The organism is Nonomuraea sp. NPDC051298, from assembly GCF_055586305.1.
In genome coordinates, this window is sequence record NZ_JBVJIM010000020.1 from 101,466 (window position 1) to 116,889 (window position 15,424).

Below are 15,424 nucleotides of genomic sequence, written 5' to 3' on the forward strand. Positions count from 1 at the left end.
TTCGCCGCCCCCCTCTACATGACACCGCCCTCCACCAGGGCGATACGGGGCCAGATCCGCATGGGAAGCCTGGGAGCGATCGCCACTCCCGCCCAGGGCAACCGCTGGGAGGAGGGCTGGTGGTGGTGCGCGGACAACGGAATCTTCACGGGACGCTACCCGGGAGACGAGGAGTACCTCGCCTGGCTGTCCCGTATGAAGCCCTTCGCTCCCTGGTGCTTGTTCGCCGTCGCCCCCGATGTCGTCGCCAACGCTTTCGCTACCGCCAACCGGTGCTACGACATGCTCAGCCGCATCCGCGACCTAGGCTACCCGGCCGCCTTCGCCGCCCAGGACTACGCCGAGTTCTGCCCGCTCTGGGAGTGGGATGCCGCGGACTGCCTGTTCATCGGCGGATCGACGCCCTGGAAACTGTCACCGGCTGCGGCCAACCTGGCACGGGTCGCCGGCAGCATTCTCAAGCACGTGCATATGGGCCGGGTGAATTCCTGGCGGCGCTACCGCTACGCCCACGAGGTGGCCCAGGTTCACACCGTTGACGGCACCTTCCTGACCCGGGCGCCCGACAAGCTCCTACCCCGGGTTCTCGCCTGGCGCGAGGCCATCCTGAACACCCCGGAATCCGCTTCACCGCCACTTTCCGGCTTCGAGGACTACGACCCGTGGGACGGGGGATATGACCGGCCGCGCGTGCGACGGCGCACACTTCCCAGCATGAGGGGCCGCCCTTCGCGCACGCCGCGCCGAGCGCGCGCCACGGCCGGGCAGGTGGCTCTCTTCGAGGTCAACGCCAGCCTGGCAACCTGGCCGACAACCCGACGGCTCTAGCACGCCTGCAACATGAGACGCAGATAAGGACATCAACACACTCCGCGCCAATCATGTATTTCCAAGTAAAATGATGGAACACGCCCTGACCGGCACTCAGGGCACACCCACAACCCCCAAGGACATCGCATGATCCACATTCGGCACACCCTGGCCGAAGGCACCCGCCTCGACTGCATCTTCGACGGCCCCGAGGGCATCCCGCTAATCCTGCGCCGCCATTTCGTCCGGCAGAACGACGGCACGTGGCTGCTGCCCGACAGTCAGTACATGCCCGCCGACAGGGCCAGGCTCTACCAGCTCAAGGCTCAGCTCAAAGGGCACCTACACCCCGCCTTCTGGATGCGCATCGACATCGAGCCGTGGGTCCACCCCGAGGACGTAGCCGAAAATGAAGACACCACTCCGATACCGCCAAGCCCGTGCGGAACGTACACGCTGGCCGATCTGCGCCCGCTGGACCTAGTGCTAATACAGCAGACCTGGCACCGGGTGGCCAGCTGCAACCGGCGGTCGATCATGGTCGTCTGGGACGACCACCCACAGGCGATCTACGGGGCAACCCCCGGCGAGGTCCTCGAAGCCCGGCGCCCGGCTCGCTCACACCCTTTCGCGCTCCCGCCAGACGGCGCCACCGTCGGGAATCTGCGCGACCTCCTGCACGGACTGCACGCTCTCGACACGGTGAAGATCCTCGCCGCCCTTCTCACGAACGGAGTGCGCGGCTTCTATCCACTTGCCATCACCGCCCGTGGCGGCTTCTACGCCACATCCACTGATGGACAAGCACTCCGCCAGGGGCACCTGAGTCAGGACGCGACAGCAGGACCGGCCGCCGTAGCACTGAGCATCAGCGGGGACAACGTCTCCGCCGCCGTCACCGGCGCGGAACTCCTCGCCACTCTGCACCAGTTCGACCGCCGCCGCCTCCTCCTGATGCCGCAGACCGGCGACCCCCATGCAGAGACGCTCACGCCGATCGCCAAGGGCATCGGCGTCATGTCGGTGAATCTCGACCGCCACCCGGCCCCTGACAGCACCTCCCCAGATCCGGGATTCCTGGTCCTGCGACCGATCAACTGAGCGTCAAGCCCTCTCCCGACATCCGGGAGAGGGCCGCGTAGCCCCTTCACTAGAATCATGAATTTACAAGTAAATTAGACGTGCCGGGGAACGAGTGCAGCGCCAGAACCCCTGCACAACAGGCAGCCGCCGAAGTAGCGATCGACCAGCGTCGGCCTTCCAGGCGAGCTAGCTCTCCCTCGGTCCCGCACGCCAAGCACGTGATGACCCCTCAACCACGAGCCATTCCACCTGCACGCCACCCGTTCAACCAGCTTGGAGACGCGCGATGACGCACACCAGATCGACCTACCTGACCACGAGCACGGCCGCCGGTATCGCTTGGGAGCGCGAACACGGCCGCTTCGCCGCCGCCCTGCGCGAGCTTGGCCGAGGTGCCGCCGCCGACGCGGCCGACTGCCTCGCCGCCGCCCCCGACAACGTGACGACGTACTACGCGACCGTCGGGCCGATACAGGACGCCCTTCCCGCAAGGGAGGCGTACCCGTTCGAGCGCGCATGCCAGAGCTACTGCACGGCGGTCGGCTATCACGCGCGCGGCGAGCACATCAGCGCCATCCTGTTCCTCGGAAAGGCATTGGATGCGCTCCTGGGCAAGTTGGACATGTACGGCCGCACCATCGCCACCACCCGCACCCTCGGCGGGGTCCCGGCCGGGAGCGTCTTTCTCGCGCACGCCGCCGACGGTGAAGGCGTCCACGTCACTACTGATGAAGGCGGCAGGCTCACGCTCGGCCAAGGCCAGTACGGGCCGGTGTTCTGGCCGCGTATCGAACTCGACAACCGCGATCGCGCCATCATCGCCGACCGCGTCGCCCGGCGCGATGAGCAGGCGGGGCCACGCGTCGGCGACTACGTCACCTTCGTCAACGGCACGACCCGCCGCATTAGCTACATCTGGTCCGACGAGCAGGCGCAGACGAGCGACGACGGCAGCTTCCACCTCAGCGACTACGGCCTCAGCTTCAGCGGCTCCCTCTACCTGCCGGTCCCGCTCGACTCGCTGACCGACACCGGCCAGATGCAAGCCGGCAGCGCCTGGATTTTCCACCACGATGTCTCTGGCGCGGGCCACGGAGTCGATTTCGTCATCGACTGCCGCGTCTACACCTGCACGCTGCACGCCCCGGAGGTTTGACCCGCTCCCGGAGGGCGGGGCACTGCCAACTTCACATGCTGGCTCCCGCCGACACCGGCCACCTCCGACCCCGAATCCATGACCCGCGTTCGGCACAGCCTCACCGGGCGCGGGCGAAACCGCTCGACTGCGTGCAGCGAGGCGCCCTGGGCGTCAGCGGGCGGGCGGGCGGGTGCACCTGGCTGCCGTCGTCTGCGGACAGCTCATCACGTGGGACACCATACCTTCTATCTATCCAATAAACATGTATTTGCAAGTAATCTAATGGTGCTGGCAGACGGGATTGGCACCCCAGGCCAGCGCACCCCAATCCCACCAATTTCAAGGAGTGCCCCAATGCGTCATCCGCCAGCGCAGGCGACCCAACGTCCACGCCAGGACACCACGAGCCCGGAGGTCATCGCCTGTGACGTGTGACATCTGCGCAAAGCAGCCACCGAAGTGGCGATTCGACCAGCACCGCCCCTTTCAGGTGATCATGCTTACAGAACGCGGGACCATAGTCATGGACTACTCCCAGCCATGGGCCGTCTGCGACATCTGCAAGCCGTACCTGGAGAGACGGCAGCTCCACCTCATCCTCAAGCGGTCCTCGTGGGGAATGCTCAACGGGCACATGCTCAGCGCTCCGCAACTGACACAACAGCGCCGCCTGATGAAGAAGACATTCGAGCAACTGTTCAAGGCGGGAGTGGGACGACCGGTACTACTGGACGATCCGAACGAGCCTTCCGGTCAGGACGAGGTTTAATAGCGCCCTCACCCAGCACTAGGCGACCGCAACGCCCATAGAAGGTTGGCCGCCCGCTATCGAGCGGCCAACCACACTCCGATGGGACTTTTAGACAAGCTCCGCCCTAATTCATCAGGGCGACGGCGCCTTCCCTTGTCCAGGTACAACGAGGTCCTGGACGTCATCACCGCCGCCAGCACGCAACGGCGCTCGTGATCCCCGTGGCCGTGTCCGCCAACTGCGGTGACGCCAACCGGCCAACCACCACCGCACCCTCCCCGCGACCGCCATCACCCATCAAACATGCTTTTCCAAGTAAAATGTAGGCATGCGGAGTCGAGAAGGCACCTCGACTAACTCACCCACACCAGGAGGCCACTGATGGCGGAATCCCCCTTGCCCCCGACCGACACCGACGACCTCGAGGCCGTAACGACGCGCTACAGGTTCGCCCTCAACGAAGTAGCGCGCGTGGCCTCGACGGACATCCTGGACGGCCTCATCAGCGCCGCCGCCTACAGCAACCGCCGCTACGAGATCGCTAAGCACAACCACGAGAACGCGCACCGCCACCAGCGCAAGAGGACCGGACGCGCACTGAAGGAGGCACTGGCGGCCCGGCGCGCCTGCCGCGAGACCGTCACTTACACCCTGGCCTACGTCCTCGATCATTACGAACTCAGCCACGGCCAGCTCCGGCTCAAGGCGCGCCAACTGATCAGCCTGCGCATCAGGCAACTGGACCTGGAAGGCCAGGCTACGTCCGCCACGGACTGAGGTTCGGCCGCTCGCGACCAGGACGGGCCCACCCCGCCCTGGTCGCGCACTTTCGCCACTCGCCAGCATTTCTGACCATCCGGCCATTGGACTGAGGAGACGACCATGGCTGTCAGCCGCGAGGTGTCTCGGCGAAACCGTGACCTCGCATTGAAAGACCGAGACCTCGCAGGGCTGGTCGGGATCACGGTCCGCGTTCACTGGAATCTACACAAACACCTGTGGTCCATCGTGGCCCGTACAGGAGCCGAACGTGGCCGCGTCATCGGCTACGCGACGACCATCGCACTGGCCGACGTCTTCTTCCACGTCTCCGCCGCGGGCAGAGCCCGCTCCCAAGCTCTGGGGCACCGCACCGTGCACGCCTGGGTCGTCGGCACCGTCACCGCCGTCAACGCCGAGCACGATCTCGCATCACTGACTCGGATCACCTACAACCCCGCCCCAGAGCGCCCGGCAACATTCGTCATGCCCGACGGTGCAGCGGTGGTTTGGGCCGAGCGCGCTGTCTTCGCTCGCCCCTCACCCGACGCCAAGCACGGGTATGCCTGGGTCTGATCCAGCATCCCCAGCCGTGCTCCCCGATCCGGGGCAGATGCGCACGCCTGCGCCGTCCCCGGCTGCCACCCAGCCGGGCCCAAGCTCGCACCCTTTCGACAGGCCCGTAACCCCCTTGGAGCGCCTTCATGGCCCCTGTGATTCCTCCGTCCTTCACCACGGCACAACTGCACGCGACGCTGAGCGTCGTGGACTACCACCACGATCTCCACATCATGGTTTCCTCCGACACCGGCGAGCACGCCGACCCGCTCACTTCCGCAATCCGCCTGGGGTACTTCCGACTCGTGGCATCCGAAGCCCACGGTGGCCCCGTGGGAGTCCTCACCTTCGATGAGGCGGACGGACAACGCGCCGCCGCGCTCACCGTCACCTCTTGTGCCCGGGCGGATGGGACTGCCATCGACAGCGCACCGACCGTAGCCCAGTTCATCACCGCCCTGGGCGAGGTCGCGCTCCACCACCCGGACGCGATTGTGCTGGTTCCCGCCGACCACCGGCTCTATGCGCCGCTCGGTCTAGACATCGGGCACGGCTACTATCACCCGACGGGCGACATCATGCACCGTGATGGCGTATGGAATCACGACCCGATCGGAGCGATCTCCGTATACGGGCTCTGGCCCGCCAGACCCAGCCGTAACACGCGCCTCGCCTCCGCTCCCACCCCGTCCGACTGGCTGGTCCGCCTGTACCAGACCCACAACTGGACCGACCCGTATGGCCGCCAGCGGCCCATAACAGACCTGAGCCTGGACGATCTCGTTCTGGTGCTCGGATGGCTGACCGCCAACGCCGAGCACATCGCCCGCCAGGTGATGGACATGCTGCTCGGAGAAGCACAAGCGCAGCACGCCGGGCACTCCGCCAGCATCGCCCCGCTCCTGTCCCGCGCCAGCATGGCCGATCCCGTGCTGTGGATGCTCGCCACTCCGCTTGCGCGAGCACTCACCCTGCGCGCGCGTTGAACCCGCCCGGCACCACGCCCGCGCGGGGCAGGCACGGCAGTCCTCTGTCCGATCGACCTCAGAAGGCGGACCCGTCCCCGTCGTCCGGCGTTCGGGAAATCATCACCACAATAAACATGGATTTCCAAGTAAAATATGGGTGTCAGGTCGAGCTGGCACCTCGACCGACACACCACACACCCACACCCCCACGGAGAGGGACGCAACACCGATGACAATCGGATTGGACAAGCACCAGATCATCACCGACGCCCGCACAGCACTCGTCGGCATTCTCCGCCACGACAATCTCCACGCGGAGCTGTTCGACCCGCCCGCCAATGGCCTCCACCTCAACTCCGACGCCTACATGCAGGCCATGGACGAGGCGTTGGCCATGGAAGACGCCTACGTGCGAGACCTGGCGGTGTGCGCGCTGGCCACCTTCCGAGAGTTGGCCGAGCTGGCCAACAACGACGGCCTCACCTCCGACCTGGCCGCCCTCACGAGCACCCTCCTTCGCCTCGCCCACCGGCGCGCGGGGCTCGCACGCCACCGTGTCGAGCAGCAGCTGAAGCGCTACGCCTAGCCAACGTCTGAGGGCCGTTGGCGCGTGCCGCAACCCGGCACCCGCCAGCGGCCCCGCCCTACCATCCCCCACAGACCAGCAAAGGCGTAAGTATGAGCAAGGACACCAACAACCTGATCGACGAGGCAACGAGCCTCACACTCGCGATCTTCTACGGGGTGGACGTCCCCGTGATGATCTCCCAAAGCTTCACCAAGGACACTGACGACCTGGTCCTCGACAACTCGAACTTGTGCATGGCCCTCGAATATGCCTATGCATTCAAACCCGAGTGGACCCACAGACACCTACACCGGGCGCACGACACCTTCCACCTGTTGCAACTCGTCACCTTCAAACACGCCGACCTCCCACCGGGCGACCCGAAGCGTGGGGAGATCCGTACCGAGGTTCAACGCCTGACCGAATGGCTCACTGAGATCAACAACGACCTGGCGCGTGAAATCGCCAGCCACAGCTAGGGAGAGTCCGCCCGCCCCCGGGCGGGCGGACTCTCGCCGCCCACGCAGGCCCCATATCGTCACTGCACAGCCCCAGGCCATCTGCCGGCCTGGGGCTGTTGCTCGTGCACTGGCGCGGGTTCGCCGCTCTCGTCCTGCGATGTCCCTCCTGTACGCTGCGACCGCCTGCGGGCGGGCCCTCCCCGTACCGCCCGCTCCGCCAGATCGCGCAGGAGCTGCTCCAGTCGTGCTGGGTCAGCGTTCTTCATCGCGGCCCTGCTGGCCTCCACCGGCACCCCGACAAGTGCGTGGAGGGCCTGGGGATTGCCGTACACGTGGACGGCCGCCGCCAAGCGGGTGGCGCTCTCCTGTTCACCCTTCTTCTGGGCGGCCAACGCGGCCGTGACCGCTCGGCCAAGCTTCCTCTCCTTCGTGACCGCGTCCTGCCAGTCGGTCACGGCAAGCTCAGCCTGACGCGCTTGAAGCGCAGCCTGATCTTTCAGGATCTGTCTCAACTCTGAGCCTGACTTGATATTCACTTCGTCAGTCATGAAGCCATTTGATCGCTAATCACCAGGAATGGCAACCCATGATCAGATAGCAGAAGACGATCACTGATGGAAATCATTACTCGAAGTCTAGTTCAGACGTAGAGTGCTAAGGTATCGTCACTTCGTGACGATACGTGGGCGTGTGCTCCCGCACCGTAGGAGGAGGATCACCGGGGAGGTGACGGTGCATGTCATGGATCACCGTCATCGGGCCGTCGGACGCTCAGGTGGAATATCGATTAGCTGGTCTTCATGGCTGCGGGGCCGCCGAGACCGGGCAGATTAGGGCCGCTGCGCTGGTCAAGGCAGTGCGTGACAAGGCCATTCAGATGGGTGTGGAGGTGGGCGATCTGCTCGCCTCCGATCGGCAGCGGCATCTGTTCACGGATGCTGCACTTCGTGTTGACTTGCACGGCGACAGTGCTCGGATGATTGCGGGAACGGCTGCGCGGATCGCCGCCGCCGCCGGCATTGATCTGAAATCGATCTATTCGCCCTCAGCGCTGGACGCCTTGCAAGGGCATGACGCACAGGTGGCCTATCGAATGGCCGACACGGAAAAGCCACTGGTCTGGATCGGTTCAGGGTGCGCGGATCTCGGCATCACCGCCGGCGGTGAGCTGACCGCGGAGCACTTCGATACCGCCCGACGGGTGATGCGGGGCGTCGATCCGCGGACAGGGGAAGTGCTGGTCGCACCGAAACGGGCGGCCGATCCGCGCTCCAAATTGACGGCTGCTCGATTGCTGGAGGCGATCCGTGACCGGGCCACGGTACTCGGCATCGCGCCAGAGGCCATGTTCGGCAGCGCGCGCAAGCGCGCGGCGTTCGCGCAGATGAGCCGCCAGGTCGAGCGGCTGGGTGAGACGCACCGGGTGAAGGTGGGCACGGTCCTGCGCTTGGCCGACGCCGCTGGTGTAGACGTGGTCGCGGTGTATGGGCGATCGGCGCTGGAGGAGGCGTTGCGCTACGAACACGAGACGGTGGTGGTTGGCAATCGCGGCTACGACCTCACTTTGAATGTGCCGAAGGCATTCAGCATCTTGTGGGCCTTCGCCGACGGCGATCTCGGCGACCAGGTCGAGGACGTGTTCATGCAGGCGGTGCGCGAAGCGGTGGAGGCGGCCGAGGAGTGGACCTGCTACGGGCTGCGCCGCCATCACGGCGACGGCCGGCAGGCCGACCGCGTCGCCGCCAATGGCTTCATCGGATGGGTCAACGTGCACCGGGCAGCCAGGCCCGCCGATGGCGCGCCGATCGGCGATCCGCACCTGCACGCGCACGTCACGGTGGCCAACATGGCGCTCGGCTTGGACGGCAAGTGGTCGACAGTCGCCGGTGGCGGCCGCGATCTTTTTCGCCACATTCTGGCGGTCGATGCGCTGCTGCAGGCGCGCATCCGGCAGTTGACGCATCAGCGGTGGGGCATGATCTGGGAGCGGAATTCTCGCACTGGCGTGTGGGAGATCGTGGGCATCCCCGACGCCACGATTCGCCTGTTCAGCAAGCGCAACGCCGCGATTCTTCGCCTGTTCGAGACCTGGGGTATTGACATCGCCACGGCTACGGCCGAGCAGCAGCACACCGCGGCCGAGGTGCTGAAAAGCAGCAAGGTGCGCGATGCCGTGGCCGCCTCCACGCGGGCGCTGCGTACGTACTGGCAAGCCGAAGCACGACAGGCGGGCCAGGATCCGGACCGGATCATGGCCGATGTTCTGGCTCCCACCCTTGATCCGAGGGACCGGCCAGGCGCGCTGCGCGCCTCCCCGCGCGACCTGGACGAGCTGTGCGCCTGGGTCTTTCGCCCCGATGATGGGTTGACCGGTCACCGCAAAACGTTCACGAACGCTCAAGCTCTGGCTGCGGTGATGGACGCGCTGCCGGGCGGAGTAGCCGAGCGGGCCGAGGCCGAACGGCTGACCGACCTCGTGCTCGGGCACGGGAGATATACCGTGCGATTGGCGCCGCGAGGAGCGGACCATTTCAGCCACGCCGACCGCTACACCACGGCCGACATTGTGGCGGCCGAGCGCTCCATCATCGCCACCGCTCGGGCACGTTATGCCACCACCACCGCAGTCGTCTTGCCCGCCACGCTCGCGATGGCCATGGACGCCTACGAGATGGCGCATGGCATCACGTTGAGCGCCGAGCAGCGTGCGGTTCTGGCGCGCGTCACGGGCGCGGGCCACGGTGTCGAGGCCGTCATCGGGGTCGCCGGAGCGGGCAAAACCATCCTGATGGAGGTAGCCCGCATGGCGTGGGAAGCCGAGGGCATGGTGGTCGCAGGCACCTCGACCGCCGCAGTGGCGGCTTCCAATCTGCGGGTCGAAACCGGCATTCCGTCCTTCACCATCGCCAGCTGGCTGAACAGGATTCGCAGGCGGCAGGGGCTTGCGGGGGTGGACGTGCTCATCGTGGATGAGTCGGCCATGGTCGACGATCGTCAGTTGGCCGAGTTGCTCGCGCACGCCGCACAGGTGGGCACAAAGGTCGTCGGCATCGGCGATCCGGCCCAACTGCAATCGCCGGGGGTGGGCGGCAGCTTCGCCGCTGTGCACACCCTCGTGGACGGCCTGCTGCTGGAAACCAACTACCGTCAGCAGGACCCGGTCGAACGCCAGGCGCTGCAGATGTGGCGTGACGGGCAGCGCCGCCAGGCCCTGCGCGTGTGGGCCGAGCATGGCCGCGTCCACGCCACCGGCACGCGAGAAGAAGCCTTCGCCGCCATGCTCACCTTGTGGGAGGAACGCCGCCAGCTCTATCCCCACGTCCACGACGCCATCGCCAACGTGCTGTTGCTGGCCGGCCGCAACAAGGACGTTGACGAGCTCAACGCCGCCGCCCGAGCCATCCGCCGCGCAGGGGGCGAGCTTCTCGGCGATGATGTCACCTTTGCTCTCGCCGATGGTGGCCGGCTCGCGCTGGCGCTGGGCGACATTGTGCTCATTCGCCAAAACGACTATCGGGAACGGGACTCTCGAGGCGCTCAATCCGACGTCCTCAACGGGTTTCGCGGCATCATCGTCAACGTTGACCGCGCCCGCGGGGCGGAGGTGGAATGGCGGCGTGCGGGCAAGGACGGCCGTGCGACCTTCGTGCGCGAGTGGGTGACTCCGGACTACATCGCCGCCGGTGGTCTGTCGCACGGTATGGCCATGACGGTGCACAAGACGCAGGGTCTGAGTGCCGATTACGCGTTGACGTACGGGGTGGGATTGCACGCCAACGCCACCTACACGGCGTTAAGTCGCGATGTGCGCGAGGCGCATCTGTTCCAGCCCCGCACCGAGCTCGAGGGGCAGGACAAGCAGGCCGAGCGCGGGATGCCGCGCTCGCTGGAGGAAGAGCTGGACCGCGCGCTCAACGCCTTTGCCGACAGCATCGAGCACGACCACAACGAGAGCCTCGTCATCACCGAACTCGGTGACCGGATCCAGCCGATCGACGGCCACGCCGCCGGCTCGCGGATGCGGGGGGAGTCGATGTCGCCGATCCTGGCTGGCCCGGACCCGCTCGCCGAGGTCGTACGGGCGGCTGCAGGACCGTGGGCGTCGACCATCCTGCTGGATCCGGACTGGCCGGTCTTGGCCGGTGCGCTGGATGCGGTGCTTGAGTCGGGCGGCGACCCGGAGACGGTCCTGCGCGATGCCGCCAGCGGCGACCCCTTTGCTGGGGCGCGGTCGTTGCCCAGGCTTCTGGCCTGGCGTGTGCATGCCCTGCTGGAGCAGGAACAGCAGCCTGAAGCGGCGCCACGTGCCCGGCGGCAGATCGTTGCACTCCCTGATCTCGACGAAGCCACGCAGGTGGCGCTGGCCCAGTTGCCGAACATGGTGACCGGTCAGCTGTCCCCGCCCCTGCCGCAGGAGGGCCTCACCCCAGGCGCGGACCGCGGGCGCGGATCTGGGTGGGTGCGGATGCCAGGATCTGCGTTGGACTGGCAGCAGCGGCTGTTCGGTCCGCTTTCCGACGGGGAGATCGAGCGACAGATCTCGGTCATCGAGCAGGCGCTGCCGCGTGTACGCCAAGCCGTCGAGGATGCCTCGGCGTTCTCTGCTACGTTGCGCCGGGCGGCTGAGGCAGGCCAGGGGACCGCCATGCTCGGCGTCCGGCGCGAGCTGGAGCGCCTGCGTGAGCGAGTGGCCGCCATCGACGAACTCGCGGCAGTGGAGGCCGAGATCAGCAACTGTATCGTCGAGGAGCGGTCATTGCGCCAGCGGCGACTGGACGCAGTCACCCACATCACCAACGAAGACGACGGTGAGCTCAAAACCGCGATAGGCGCGTACGGTCAACGGTTGGCGGCGCTGAGTTCACGCCGAGCGGAGTTGCGTCGTGCGACCGGGCCGTCGTCAGAGTTCGAGCGAGTCCGTCAGCGGTTGACTCGCCGGCAGCAGCAGTGGGTGACGGTCGAGGATCGGGCAGGTCGAGCGGATACCGCCGATGCCGACCGCGCCGCGCGGCAGCACAGCCTGCTGACTCACCAGCTCCAGGATCTGGAGATGCGCCTGCATCATCTCCAGATGGAAAGCGCTCTCAGGACCGACATGGACGTCAACCTGGCCAATCGGGAGAGCGTGGAGCGCGCCGCCCATCGGATGAGCGGCGCCTTCGACGACGAACAGGCGGCGGAAGCCGATGAGCGTACTGGGGTAGCCGCAGGCCGCCACGAGGCCGAGCCGGGGACGGTACGCTACGGCGTCACCCTGACGTAGGTGAGGTGCGCTTTCGAGCGCTGCTGGGCGGGGCCAGTGGAACCACGCGGGCCGTCGTACAGGTGGCCGGTGGCGGGCCTGCTCTGCGTCGGCTTACCACCGGCGGCGCGGTCCGCCGATCCGCACGCCGCCCATGGCCGGAGCCATCGCGCCGATGCCAAGCAGCACGGCAGCGATGATGAGTCCCAGCGCGAGCAGTGCCACTCCGGCGACGACAATCAGCAGCGTCGTCCCGGAGACGACGGCCGTGATCTTGAGCGCTCGCATGGTTTCCTCCCGTGATCGGGATGCCGATGATGGAACGTGATTGTGACGCCATGCGAGACAAGGCGCAACCGATATCGCACCAGAACCGCCCAGAATGAGGGGATGACGTACTGGAGCAGCACCGCCGATACGGAGTCAAGGCTGCTGCTGGCCGGCCCGGGATCAGGCGAGGGGATCGCCTTTCCTGGCCTGCCCAACCCGACCGTCGCGGACAGCCATCGGCGTGGTACTTCGGGATCAGGTTGCTGGAGGGTATGACCTGCCGGCCCTCTGAGAGGGCTCCGACTCGGGCACGGTGTAGGGCTCGGGCGGCCGCCCTGGCAGGCTGGTGAGATAGTCGACGGCTTCGTGTAGGGCGCTGTGAGCGGCTGACGACAAGGGATGGGGCGTCTGCTGCGTGGGCTGCAGCGTGTCCATCACGGTCCGATCGAGGCGCTCGGCGGCTCTCAGCAGGTCGTGGTCGGTGATGCCAATTCGGCGCAAGGCCCATCCTGCCGGTCCCATGACGACTGGCGTCATGTCCGGCGAGAGTGTGTCCTCGACGCCGTTCGATGGCCCGTTCGTGGTCACGAGCGCAGCCTGTTCACTTGCGGATACCTCGACGTGGGTCTCTTCGGCGGCAAACAGGTCGTCGAGGTAACGCTGGTCATCGCGCAGTTGCAGGCCGAGCAGCGGCCCGAGCAGTTGATGGCGTTGGTACGGCGGCTGGGCCCACAGGGCGACGTCTGCGAGCAGGGAGGTGGTGTAGCTCTGCGAGAGGATGAGCTTGCGGTAGGCAGCGACGAGTTCCCGCACCTGCGCCACGAAGGGCAGGTGTGAAGTGAGCGCAGACGTCGTCGAGGCGAGTCTGGCAGGATTCAGCCAGTCGTCGAGGTGGGCCTTGTGATGCTTGGCCAGGGCGGTGAGCGCTTCCAAGGCGTGACAGAGCCCGAGGGCGATCGTGGCGATGTGTTGCCGGTGGGGGGCGAGTTCCTCCGGGGTCTTGGTCGCGCTCGCGTCACGGCGAGCTGGCGTCCAGGCGGGATTGACGTACAGCAGACGTCCTATGCGGGTTACCAGGTGCCCCAGGTGCCCCAGGTGCTTGAGGCTGCCGCTCGTGTGACCGCCGGTGGACTCCGGGGGATGCTGGGTCCACAGGTGATGGATGTGGCGCCAATGAGTTGTGGCCTCACCGCAGGCAGTCTGGGCTTGATGAACGGTGTCCCAGGTCTGGGAGGGGAGGCTGTCGGTGCTGTGGTCGGCGAGTTGTTCGGCGCGCTCTTGGAGAAGGCGGCAGAGCTGTGTTGCGCAGTGGCTGACGATGCTCGCGGCGAGGGATGCGTGCTGGACTTGGTGGATGTCGAGTGGGTCGTGTTCATCGCTTCCGAGGCCGGAGAAGCATGCCTGGCGGAGCGCTTCGGCGTTGTCGACGATGTCGTGACACAGTTGCGCTTGCGTCGGGGGATGAAGATCTGGGGCGTGCGGCGCCGGCCTGTGCAGGGCGGGGATGTGGGCTAGCAGTGCGCTGGTGGGAGCGCGGAATTCTGCGGTGGCCGGACCGAGGAATGCCTCAACGCATGCGTTCAGGCTGCGTGCGCTGTGTCGTAGGCGTTCGGCTTCTGAGACGAAGTGCCGCCTCGAACGTCGATAGGCGAGTCGGTTCAGCAGCGGGATCATGGCGACGATTTGCTCGCCCAGGTGCTGCATGAGGGCGTCACGGATTTGCGGGGAGTCGATGACCCGGGCCCAGTCGGACAGGATCGGACGCCCTGCGGGCACGGCCCCGCCCGCAGGCGGGAGGTTTTTGGTGAGTGCTTCCTGAGCGAGCACGGGGGAGGGTGCGTAGTGCGTGCTCAGGAGGTCGACGAGGGTCGCGTTGGCCAGCCCTGCCGCTCGCAGGTGTGCAGCGAGCAGATGGTCGCCGCTCGGTTCGGACCGCCGTGATGGCACCACCAAGGATGCCGCGTGGCTCAGCGCGTCGTAGACGTGGGTGTCGAGGATCCGTCCTTGGTAGGCGTAGCTTCGGCTCTGGGCATGCATGCGATGGGCGCTTGCGCCCGGGCGCGGCCTGGTGAACGACGACAGCCGGTGGAGCGCCAAAAGCAGGTCGCCAGCCGCCGACATGGCCGCACGATCGGCGGCGCTTGATACGAATTCGCCCAGATTGTTGCTGTAGGCAGCGATGCACAGGTGCTGGCGCGCGACGTGGAGGAAGTCGCCCACGCGCGCGGTCATGGCTGATCGCTCTGCATCAGATGGTGAAGCTCTGCGGCAGCCACGGCGGCGGTCAAGAATGCGAGCCGACGGTGGGGTTCGTGCTCAATGGCGGCCAGATCCAGCAGGGCGAGGCGGCTGAGCATGCCGATTTCGGCGACGGTGTCGGCCAGGAGATGGGACTCGGCCACCGGGGGAGCCTGCTCCTCATGGTCGATGGGGCTCAGCGGGGCGAGCGGCTCATTCAGCGCGTGCAGCGCATCCAGACAGGCTTGAGCCGCATAGCAGGCCGCAGCGAACTCGCTCTCGGTGCCGATGGTCTGGAGGGTCACAGCGCCGGCGTACGCGCGGCGCAGAAGCGCGAGGACGGCGGCATGGCGAGTGGCGGACGTTCCGTTTCTCGCAGCGGCTCGCAGTTCGATGTCGAGGAGACTTAGGTGCGAGGGCATGATGCATCCCAACGGGTGGAGAGGCTGGGCCACCGTTGGCGCACGGTTCGGCCGGTTTGGCGCCGGACGTGCCGATGCTTGGGTGGCAGGGGCAAGGGACAGGGTGTTCTGTGCGTGGCTGTGGCCATGGTCGCCCGCGGGTTGCACCTTTCGTCC

14 protein-coding genes are annotated in these 15,424 nt (G+C 66.5%); 10 read left to right on the forward strand and 4 right to left on the reverse strand.

From position 1 onward, the window contains the following. Window positions 1-60 precede the first annotated feature (60 nt). The 9 genes from ACZ6S0_RS39815 to ACZ6S0_RS39855 all read left to right on the forward strand — a co-directional run bounded on the left by ACZ6S0_RS39815 (window position 61) and on the right by ACZ6S0_RS39855 (window position 7,114). Window positions 61-828: a hypothetical protein gene (locus ACZ6S0_RS39815; protein WP_465924506.1), complete on the forward strand. Its 768-nt coding sequence runs from the start codon at window positions 61-63 to the stop codon at window positions 826-828. Window positions 829-957: 129 nt separating this feature from the next. Continuing rightward, the gene (locus tag ACZ6S0_RS39820; protein WP_465924507.1) at window positions 958-1,911 is read left to right on the forward strand and encodes a hypothetical protein; all 954 of its coding nucleotides are present in this window, start codon (window positions 958-960) and stop codon (window positions 1,909-1,911) included. Between the two features lie 268 nt (window positions 1,912-2,179). Next, the gene (locus tag ACZ6S0_RS39825) at window positions 2,180-3,049 is read left to right on the forward strand and encodes a hypothetical protein (RefSeq protein WP_465924508.1); all 870 of its coding nucleotides are present in this window, start codon (window positions 2,180-2,182) and stop codon (window positions 3,047-3,049) included. A gap of 505 nt (window positions 3,050-3,554) precedes the next feature. Further along, window positions 3,555-3,800: a hypothetical protein gene (locus ACZ6S0_RS39830; RefSeq protein WP_465924509.1), complete on the forward strand. Its 246-nt coding sequence runs from the start codon at window positions 3,555-3,557 to the stop codon at window positions 3,798-3,800. 363 nt (window positions 3,801-4,163) lie between these two features. Continuing rightward, window positions 4,164-4,559 carry a hypothetical protein gene (locus ACZ6S0_RS39835; protein WP_465924510.1) on the forward strand — a complete coding sequence of 132 codons (396 nt, stop codon included), beginning with the start codon at window positions 4,164-4,166 and terminating at the stop codon, window positions 4,557-4,559. A gap of 105 nt (window positions 4,560-4,664) precedes the next feature. Then, on the forward strand, window positions 4,665-5,117 hold the full coding sequence (locus ACZ6S0_RS39840) for a hypothetical protein (RefSeq protein WP_465924511.1): 453 nt from the start codon (window positions 4,665-4,667) through the stop codon (window positions 5,115-5,117). A 128-nt stretch (window positions 5,118-5,245) separates the two neighbouring features. Beyond that, the gene (locus ACZ6S0_RS39845) at window positions 5,246-6,085 is read left to right on the forward strand and encodes a hypothetical protein (RefSeq protein ID WP_465924512.1); all 840 of its coding nucleotides are present in this window, start codon (window positions 5,246-5,248) and stop codon (window positions 6,083-6,085) included. Between the two features lie 211 nt (window positions 6,086-6,296). After that, window positions 6,297-6,653, forward strand: coding sequence for a hypothetical protein (locus ACZ6S0_RS39850; protein WP_465924513.1), 357 nt, complete (start codon window positions 6,297-6,299; stop codon window positions 6,651-6,653). Window positions 6,654-6,745: 92 nt separating this feature from the next. Next, window positions 6,746-7,114 (forward strand): hypothetical protein, encoded by a 369-nt coding sequence (locus ACZ6S0_RS39855; RefSeq protein WP_465924514.1) that lies wholly within the window; start codon window positions 6,746-6,748, stop codon window positions 7,112-7,114. A gap of 59 nt (window positions 7,115-7,173) precedes the next feature. Here the strand turns inward: ACZ6S0_RS39855 and ACZ6S0_RS39860 are convergent, their stop codons facing one another. Beyond that, window positions 7,174-7,644 (reverse strand): hypothetical protein, encoded by a 471-nt coding sequence (locus tag ACZ6S0_RS39860; protein WP_465924515.1) that lies wholly within the window; start codon window positions 7,642-7,644, stop codon window positions 7,174-7,176. A 188-nt stretch (window positions 7,645-7,832) separates the two neighbouring features. On the opposite strand from ACZ6S0_RS39860, the gene mobF reads away from it, so the two are divergent. Further along, on the forward strand, window positions 7,833-12,359 hold the full coding sequence (gene mobF / locus ACZ6S0_RS39865) for a MobF family relaxase (protein ID WP_465924516.1): 4,527 nt from the start codon (window positions 7,833-7,835) through the stop codon (window positions 12,357-12,359). 93 nt (window positions 12,360-12,452) lie between these two features. On the opposite strand, the gene ACZ6S0_RS39870 is transcribed toward mobF, so the two are convergent. From ACZ6S0_RS39870 to ACZ6S0_RS39880, 3 genes are all read right to left on the reverse strand, one after another. Further along, the gene (locus ACZ6S0_RS39870; protein WP_465924517.1) at window positions 12,453-12,626 is read right to left on the reverse strand and encodes a hypothetical protein; all 174 of its coding nucleotides are present in this window, start codon (window positions 12,624-12,626) and stop codon (window positions 12,453-12,455) included. A 237-nt stretch (window positions 12,627-12,863) separates the two neighbouring features. After that, the gene (locus ACZ6S0_RS39875) at window positions 12,864-14,840 is read right to left on the reverse strand and encodes a hypothetical protein (RefSeq protein ID WP_465924518.1); all 1,977 of its coding nucleotides are present in this window, start codon (window positions 14,838-14,840) and stop codon (window positions 12,864-12,866) included. Then, window positions 14,837-15,268, reverse strand: coding sequence for a hypothetical protein (locus ACZ6S0_RS39880; protein WP_465924519.1), 432 nt, complete (start codon window positions 15,266-15,268; stop codon window positions 14,837-14,839). Before ACZ6S0_RS39880 ends, ACZ6S0_RS39875 begins: the two co-directional genes overlap by 4 nt. Window positions 15,269-15,424: the final 156 nt, after the last annotated feature.

Excerpts from the sequence above, each read along its gene's own strand:
- ACZ6S0_RS39855 (WP_465924514.1), top strand. The coding sequence starts at position 6,746 with ATGAGCAAGGACACCAACAACCTGATCGACGAGGCAACGAGCCTCACA.
- ACZ6S0_RS39845 (WP_465924512.1), top strand. The coding sequence starts at position 5,246 with ATGGCCCCTGTGATTCCTCCGTCCTTCACCACGGCACAACTGCACGCG.
- ACZ6S0_RS39835 (WP_465924510.1), top strand. The coding sequence starts at position 4,164 with ATGGCGGAATCCCCCTTGCCCCCGACCGACACCGACGACCTCGAGGCC.
- ACZ6S0_RS39830 (WP_465924509.1), top strand. The coding sequence starts at position 3,555 with ATGGACTACTCCCAGCCATGGGCCGTCTGCGACATCTGCAAGCCGTAC.
- ACZ6S0_RS39825 (WP_465924508.1), top strand. The coding sequence starts at position 2,180 with ATGACGCACACCAGATCGACCTACCTGACCACGAGCACGGCCGCCGGT.
- mobF (WP_465924516.1), top strand. The coding sequence starts at position 7,833 with ATGTCATGGATCACCGTCATCGGGCCGTCGGACGCTCAGGTGGAATAT.
- ACZ6S0_RS39815 (WP_465924506.1), top strand. The coding sequence starts at position 61 with ATGGGAAGCCTGGGAGCGATCGCCACTCCCGCCCAGGGCAACCGCTGG.
- ACZ6S0_RS39880 (WP_465924519.1), bottom strand. The coding sequence starts at position 15,268 with ATGCCCTCGCACCTAAGTCTCCTCGACATCGAACTGCGAGCCGCTGCG.
- ACZ6S0_RS39860 (WP_465924515.1), bottom strand. The coding sequence starts at position 7,644 with ATGACTGACGAAGTGAATATCAAGTCAGGCTCAGAGTTGAGACAGATC.
- ACZ6S0_RS39875 (WP_465924518.1), bottom strand. The coding sequence starts at position 14,840 with ATGACCGCGCGCGTGGGCGACTTCCTCCACGTCGCGCGCCAGCACCTG.
- ACZ6S0_RS39870 (WP_465924517.1), bottom strand. The coding sequence starts at position 12,626 with ATGCGAGCGCTCAAGATCACGGCCGTCGTCTCCGGGACGACGCTGCTG.
- ACZ6S0_RS39840 (WP_465924511.1), top strand. The coding sequence starts at position 4,665 with ATGGCTGTCAGCCGCGAGGTGTCTCGGCGAAACCGTGACCTCGCATTG.
- ACZ6S0_RS39850 (WP_465924513.1), top strand. The coding sequence starts at position 6,297 with ATGACAATCGGATTGGACAAGCACCAGATCATCACCGACGCCCGCACA.
- ACZ6S0_RS39820 (WP_465924507.1), top strand. The coding sequence starts at position 958 with ATGATCCACATTCGGCACACCCTGGCCGAAGGCACCCGCCTCGACTGC.